This is a genomic window from Falsiroseomonas sp. E2-1-a4 (assembly GCF_051433165.1).
In the GTDB taxonomy this organism is placed as follows: domain Bacteria; phylum Pseudomonadota; class Alphaproteobacteria; order Acetobacterales; family Acetobacteraceae; genus Falsiroseomonas.
On sequence record NZ_JBHMFS010000003.1, the window covers coordinates 267,708 to 274,968 of the forward strand.

Sequence of the window (7,261 nt, forward strand, 5' to 3'; positions counted from 1 at the left end):
TACCCAAGCCTCCCGCTCGCCGCGCTGATGGCCCGGTTTCGGGGCCTTCCCCATTGCCCCCGGCGCCCTTGGGCGGTAACGGGGCGAGCCTCAAAGCGTCTTGCGCCCGTCATGGGCGCCTCTGTGCATAAAGAAGGTCCGAAATGCAGGTCACCGAGCTTCCCGCCGAGGGGCTGAAAAGGGCGTTCCAGGTCGTCGTCCCGGCGGCGAGCCTCGCCGAAAAGCGCGACAAGCGCCTGAAGGAACTGGGTGCGGATCTCCGCCTGCCCGGCTTCCGCCCCGGCAAGGTGCCCACCGCCGTGGTCAAGCAGCGCTATGGCCAGGCGGTTGCCGGCGAAGTGCTGGAGCAGTCGGTGGATGACGCGACCCGCCAGGTGATCGCCGATCGCGGCCTGCGGCCCGCCATGCAGCCGAAGATCGAGCTGGTGAACTACAGCGAGGGTGCCGACCTCGAATACAAGATCGACCTCGAGCTGCTGCCCGAGATCCCGATGCCAGACTTCGCCTCGATCGAGCTGGACCGCCAGAAGGCGACCCCAGGCGATGCCGAGATCGACGCCTTCCTGGCCACCATGGCCGGCCGCCTGGCGAATCTCGAGGACGTGGCCGAGCCGCGCCCGGCCGCCAAGGGCGAGATGCTGGTGGTCGATTTCGAGGGCCGCACGAAGAACGAGGACGGCAGCCTGTCCGAACCCTTCCCGGGCGGGACCGCGACCGACACCCCGATCGAGGTCGCCGGCGACGGCTTCATCCCCGGCTTCACCGAGCAGTTGGAGGGCATGTCCCCGGGCGAGCAGAAGGAAATCAACGTCTCCTTCCCCGCCGAATACGGCTCCGCCGCGCTGGCCGGCAAGGATGCTGTCTTCGCCATCAACGCCAAGGCGTTGAAGGTGAAGGTGCTGCCGGCGATGGATGATGAATTCGCCAAGCGCCTGGGCCTTGAGGACGTCGCGACGCTCCGCGCCAAGGTCGCCGAGAACCTGCAGGGCGAATATGACGGCCTGGCCCGGATGAAGGTGAAGCGCGCTTTGCTGGACGCGCTGGCCGAGAAGGCCGTGTTCGAAGTGCCGCCGGGCATGGTGGAGGGCGAGTTCGCCCAGATCTGGCAGCGCGTGGAGCAGGACCTGAAGGCCGGCAAGCTCGATGCTGACGACCAGGGCAAGGACGAGGATACGCTGAAGGCCGACTACCGCGGCATCGCGGAGCGCCGGATTCGCCTCGGCCTGCTGCTGTCGGAAATTGGCCGCACCAACAACATCCAGGTCTCGAACGAGGAGCTGACTGCCGCCATGCGGCAGGAAGCCTCCCGCTACCCGGGCCAGGAGAAGCAGGTTCTGGATTATTTCCGCAAGAACCCGCAGACCATCGAGAACCTGCGCGCGCCGATCTTCGAGGAGAAGGTGGTCGATTTCGTGCTGGAACTGGCCAAGGTGACGGACCACCAGGTGGCGCCGGAGGACCTGAGCGCCGAGGAAACGGCAGCGGCCTGAGCCGCTGCCCCATAGGCAAGCGTTGCGCGGGGCGGTGCCAGCAGGCCCCGCCCCGTTTGTTTTGCGGGGCTTGCCAGTTGCGGCCGCAGCCCCCAACTCCGGCAGCCGCCGCGGCGCCCGGTCGGGGCGCGCCGGGAGGGGGGGCTTTGCGAGGCGCGCGGCTTTCCCCATCTTAAAGGGAATGGCAGAGATTCGCTGTCAGGCTGCGGCTCAGCTTGCCCGGCCGGGGGGAATCAGCCGGGATTGTTTCGCCCAGGCCGGTGACGGACGGGCATGAAAGGGACCACCATGCGTGACCGCGATCCGGTCGAATTCTACAATAACGCGCTCGTCCCCATGGTCGTCGAACAGACGGCGCGTGGCGAGCGTGCCTATGACATCTATTCGCGCCTGCTGAAGGAGCGGATCATCTTCATTACGGGGCCGATCTTCGACCAGGTTGCTTCCCTCGTCTGCGCGCAGCTGCTGTTCCTGGAAAGCGAGAACCCGAACAAGGAGATCGCCTTCTACATCAACAGCCCCGGCGGCGTGGTGACGGCCGGCCTCGCGATGTACGACACCATGCAGTACATTCGCAGCCCGGTCTCCACCGTCTGCCTCGGCATGGCCGCTTCCGCCGGCAGCCTGCTGCTGACCGCCGGCGCCAAGGGCAAGCGCTTTGCCCTGCCGAACAGCATGGTCATGGTCCACCAGCCTTCTGGCGGCGCCCAGGGCCAGGCGACGGACATCGCCATCCAGGCGCGCGAGATCCTGAAGACGCGGGAACGCTTGAACCGCATCTATGTGCACCATACCGGCCAGCCGCTCGCGGAGATCGAGGCCAAGATGGAGCGCGACACCTACATGACGGCCGAGGAAGCCCGCGACTTCGGGCTGATCGACCAGGTCGTGGAACAGCGGCCGGTGCCGCCGACGGACCCGGTGAAGATCTGAACGCGCTGGTTCCATGGGGCGGCCCTGTGCCGCCCCGGCGATGCCACGGTGCGAGTTGCACTTTCCCCCGCAGGATTGTGGGGCTACATTCCTTCGTTTCCCGCCCCCCCGTCGGGGGGCAGGTATCCCGGTCCGTCAGCCTGCGAGGCGGCCGCGGCTTGAGGCTTCGGAGCGCGCATGAGCAAGTCTGGCGACTCGAAGAATACCCTGTACTGCTCGTTCTGCGGCAAATCGCAGCACGAGGTCCGGAAGCTTATCGCCGGACCCACCGTGTTCATCTGCGACGAATGCGTCGAGCTGTGCATGGACATCATCCGCGAGGAGCACAAGACGCATCTCGTGAAGTCGCGTGATGGCGTTCCGACGCCCCGCGAGATCTGCAAGGTGCTGGATGATTACGTGATCGGGCAGGACCACGCCAAGAAGGTCCTCTCGGTCGCGGTGCATAATCATTACAAGCGTCTGGCGCATGGTGGGAAGGCGGGCGAGATCGAGATCGCCAAGTCGAACATCATGCTGATCGGCCCCACCGGGTCGGGCAAGACGCTGCTGGCGCAGACGCTGGCCCGCATCCTCGACGTGCCCTTCACCATGGCGGATGCGACAACGCTGACCGAGGCCGGCTATGTGGGTGAGGATGTTGAGAACATCATCCTCAAGCTGCTGCAGGCCGCGGACTACAATGTGGAGCGCGCCCAGCGCGGCATCGTCTACATCGACGAGGTCGACAAGATCAGCCGCAAGTCGGACAATCCCAGCATCACGCGGGACGTGTCTGGTGAGGGCGTGCAGCAGGCGCTGCTGAAGATCATGGAAGGCACCGTGGCCTCCGTGCCGCCGCAGGGTGGCCGGAAGCATCCGCAGCAGGAATTCCTGCAGGTGGACACGACCAACATCCTGTTCATCTGCGGTGGCGCCTTTGCGGGGCTTGAGAAAATCATTGGCTCCCGCGGCAAGGGCTCGGGCATCGGCTTCGGCTCCGAGGTCCGCGCGCCGGATGAACGCCGGACCGGCGCCATCCTGAAGGAAGTGGAGCCCGAGGACCTGCTGAAATTCGGCCTGATCCCGGAATTCATCGGCCGCCTGCCAGTGGTGGCGACGCTGGAGGACCTGGATGAGAAGGCCCTCATCGAGATCCTGACCAAGCCGAAGAACGCGCTGGTCAAGCAATACCAGCGCCTCTTCGAGATGGAGGGGGCGAAGCTCACCTTCACCGAGGACGCCATGAAGTCCGTGGCCATGCGCGCCATCCAGCGTCGCACCGGCGCCCGCGGCCTGCGCTCGATCATGGAGGCGATCCTGCTGTCCACCATGTTCGACCTGCCCGGCCTTGAGGATATCGAAGAAGTGGTGGTGAACCGGGAAGTGGCCGAAGGCCGCGCCAGCCCGCTGTTCATCTACGGTGAACGCCCCGCGGAGCAGTCTGCGGGGTGAACACGGCGGTGGCTTCCCCGGCACAAGGTCCCCGATGGGGCGCGCCTTGTGGTGGTGGGGAGGGGGGGCCATCTGTTTGACAATCCCGTGGCGCAGGGAGCCGTGCCGAGAACCAGGCGCCCAGGTGGGCCGCCTGGGGGCGGCTTCCGCGCCGATCGTCCAAAGTGAGGTCCGATATGGCGGCTAATCCCACCGAACCCGTTCGCGGCGAACTGCTCCCCGTCCTGCCGCTGCGCGACATCGTCGTTTTCCCCCACATGATCGTGCCGCTCTTCGTCGGGCGCGAGAAATCCGTCCGCGCGCTGGAAGCGGTGATGCGTGACGACAAGCAGATCCTGCTGGTCGCGCAGAAGAACGCCGCGCAGGATGACCCGGGTGCCGATGATCTGTACCAGGTCGGCACTGTCTCCACGGTGCTGCAACTGCTGAAGCTGCCCGACGGCACCGTTAAGGTGCTGGTCGAGGGCGGCCGGCGCGCGAAGATTGCCGCCTACAAGGGCACCGAACCGTATTTCGAGGCCTTTGCCGAGGCGGCCGTTGAGCCGCCGAAGCCCGAAGGGCGCGAGCTGGAGGCGCTGGCGCGCACGGTGGTCGCGCAGTTCGAGCAGTATATCAAGCTCAACAAGAAGATCGCGCCCGAGGTGCTGGTCTCGATCAATCAGATCGAGGAACCGGCCAAGCTGGCCGACACGGTGGCCAGCCACCTGAACCTCAAGATTTCAGAAAAGCAGGAACTGCTGGAGATCGAGGGCATCGGCCCGCGGCTCGAGCGTGTCTTCGCCCATATGGAATCCGAGATCGGCGTCCTGCAGGTGGAAAAGCGCATCCGCAGCCGCGTGAAGCGGCAGATGGAGAAGACGCAGCGCGAATACTATCTGAACGAGCAGCTCAAGGCGATTCAGAAGGAACTCGGCGAGGGCGAGGAAGGCAAGGACGAATCCGCGGAGCTGGAGGCCAAGATCAAGGCCACCAAGCTGACCAAGGAAGCGCGCGAGAAGGCGATGGCGGAGCTGAAGAAGCTCAAGACCATGTCGCCGATGTCCGCCGAGGCCACCGTGGTCCGCAACTACCTCGACTGGATGCTGTCCATCCCGTGGAAGAAGAAGACCAAGATCCGCAACGACATCGTCGCGGCGGAAGCGGTGCTGGACGCGGACCACTACGGCCTAGAGAAGATCAAGGAGCGGATCATCGAGTATCTGGCGGTGCAGACCCGCAGCCCGAAGATCCGTGGCCCGATCCTGTGCCTGGTTGGCCCGCCTGGCGTGGGCAAGACCTCGCTCGGCAAGTCCATCGCCAAGGCGACCGGCCGCAACTTTGTTCGCATGTCGCTCGGCGGCGTGCGGGACGAGGCGGAGGTGCGCGGCCACCGGCGGACCTATATCGGCTCCATGCCCGGCAAGGTGCTGCAGGGGATGAAGAAGGCGAAGTCGTCCAACCCGCTGTTCCTGCTGGATGAGATCGACAAGCTCGGCGCCGATTGGCGCGGCGACCCGTCCTCCGCTTTGTTGGAAGTGCTGGATCCGGAGCAGAACGGGACCTTCAACGACCACTACCTGGAGGTCGACTACGACCTGTCCGACGTGATGTTCGTCACCACGGCCAACAGTCTGCGGATGCCGCAGCCGCTGCTGGACCGCATGGAGATCATCCGCATCCCCGGCTACACCGAGGATGAGAAGGTCGAGATCGCCAAGCGCCATCTGCTGCCCAAGGTTAGCGAAGCGAATGGCCTGAAGGCCGGCGAGTGGTCCATTTCGGACGAAGCGCTGCGCGACATGGTGCGCTACCACACCCGGGAAGCCGGCGTGCGCAACCTGGAGCGCGAGCTGGCTGGCATCGCCCGCAAGGCGGTGAAGGAGATCGTCGCGAAGAAGTCCAAGAAGGTGGCGGTCAACGTCAAGAACCTGGACAAATTCGCTGGCGTCCGGAAGTTCCGCTACGGCGAGGCGGAAGCCGAGGACATGGTGGGCGTCGTCACCGGCCTGGCCTGGACCGAGGTGGGTGGCGAAATCCTCACCATCGAATCCGTGGTGCTGCCGGGCAAGGGCGCGGTGAAGACCACCGGCAAGCTGGGCGACGTGATGCAGGAAAGCGTCTCCGCGGCGCTGTCCTATGTTCGCAGCCGCTCGATCAACTTCGGCATCAAGCCGACGGTGTTCGAGAAGCGGGACATCCATGTCCATGTGCCGGAAGGCGCGACGCCGAAGGATGGTCCCTCCGCCGGCGTGGCGATGGCGACCTCCATCGTCTCCGTCCTTACGGGCATCGCGGTGCGCAAGGATATCGCCATGACCGGCGAGATCACGCTGCGCGGCCGGATTCTGCCGATCGGCGGGTTGAAGGAAAAGCTGCTGGCGGCGCTGCGGGCTGGCGTCACCACGGTCTTCATTCCGAAGGAGAATGAGAAGGACCTGGCCGAGATCCCCGACAACGTGAAGAAGAACCTGACCATCATCGCGGTCAGCCACGCGGATGACGTGATTTCCCAGGCCCTGGTGCGGAAGCCCGAGGCCATCACCTGGGAGGAGCCGGCCGAGCCGGCGGCAGGTGCGGGTGGCGGCACCGGTGACGGGGCGACGGTTCGCCCCCACTGAAGGATGAGTGGCGAAGGGGCATGCAGTATGCGCCCCTTCGTCGTTCGCCCTTTTCTTGTCCCGGTCTCACGAAATGATTTTGATTCGGCGGGCGGTGCGGCCGAAGAACCTCGCCCGCTGTGTTTCTGCCGCATGTGCCGCACGAATGGCGGATATCCGCGGCTAATCGGCCGTCGTGGCGTTGACGCCGCAGAAAGCGCGCTCCTAGTGTGCCCCGAAGACGGGGCTGATTCGCGCCCGTACCACCACGCAAGATGCACAGGAACCTGAAGGGGGGTCCCACATGAACAAGCAGGATTTGGTTAACGTTGTTGCGGAGGCTGCCGATCTTCCGAAGGCCAAGGCGGGCGATGTTTTGGATGCGGTTTTCGAGGCAATCGAGAAGGCGCTGAAGAACAACACCGAGGTTCGCCTGGTCGGCTTTGGCACTTTCAGCACGTCCAGCCGCAAGGCTGGCACGGGCCGCAACCCGCGCACGGGTGAGGAGATTGCGATCCCTGCGACGACGACCGTTCGCTTCAAGGCCGGCAAGGGCCTGAAGGACGCCGTGAACTGAGACTGCCGTCTTTGGCAGAGTGAGTGGTGAAAGGGTCGGCCCGCAGGGGCCGGCCCTTTTGCCGTTCAGAGGCCTTGGCGCGGCCTGCCGCAGGCGCTACGCCAAGGCGGCGAGGGGCGCTTAGCTCAGCGGTAGAGCGCCTGTCTTACACACAGGTGGTCGGCGGTTCGATCCCGTCAGCGCCCATTCTCCCACGGCTGGGCCGCGGGAAAATCCCCCGGAGGGAATGCGAAGCGACCAGCGCGGCATCG

5 protein-coding genes and 1 tRNA gene are annotated in these 7,261 nt (G+C 65.3%); all 6 read left to right on the forward strand.

The genetic code is table 11. The features are described 5' to 3' along the window. The first annotated feature begins 143 nt into the window (after nt 1-143). The 6 genes from tig to ACFHNC_RS05530 all read left to right on the forward strand — a co-directional run bounded on the left by tig (nt 144) and on the right by ACFHNC_RS05530 (nt 7,196). Nucleotides 144-1,490 carry a trigger factor gene (tig, locus tag ACFHNC_RS05505; protein ID WP_437168218.1) on the forward strand — a complete coding sequence of 449 codons (1,347 nt, stop codon included), beginning with the start codon at nt 144-146 and terminating at the stop codon, nt 1,488-1,490. Nucleotides 1,491-1,778: 288 nt separating this feature from the next. Then, on the forward strand, nt 1,779-2,423 hold the full coding sequence (locus ACFHNC_RS05510) for an ATP-dependent Clp protease proteolytic subunit (protein ID WP_304815917.1): 645 nt from the start codon (nt 1,779-1,781) through the stop codon (nt 2,421-2,423). Nucleotides 2,424-2,600: 177 nt separating this feature from the next. Next, a complete protein-coding gene (gene clpX / locus ACFHNC_RS05515) occupies nt 2,601-3,857 on the forward strand; it encodes an ATP-dependent Clp protease ATP-binding subunit ClpX (protein ID WP_437168219.1) in 1,257 nt (418 codons plus the stop codon). A gap of 176 nt (nt 3,858-4,033) precedes the next feature. Next, a complete protein-coding gene (gene lon, locus ACFHNC_RS05520; protein ID WP_437168220.1) occupies nt 4,034-6,454 on the forward strand; it encodes an endopeptidase La in 2,421 nt (806 codons plus the stop codon). A gap of 283 nt (nt 6,455-6,737) precedes the next feature. Next, nucleotides 6,738-7,010 carry an HU family DNA-binding protein gene (locus ACFHNC_RS05525; RefSeq protein ID WP_437168221.1) on the forward strand — a complete coding sequence of 91 codons (273 nt, stop codon included), beginning with the start codon at nt 6,738-6,740 and terminating at the stop codon, nt 7,008-7,010. Between the two features lie 114 nt (nt 7,011-7,124). Beyond that, nucleotides 7,125-7,196 (forward strand) — tRNA-Val (locus ACFHNC_RS05530). Nucleotides 7,197-7,261: the final 65 nt, after the last annotated feature.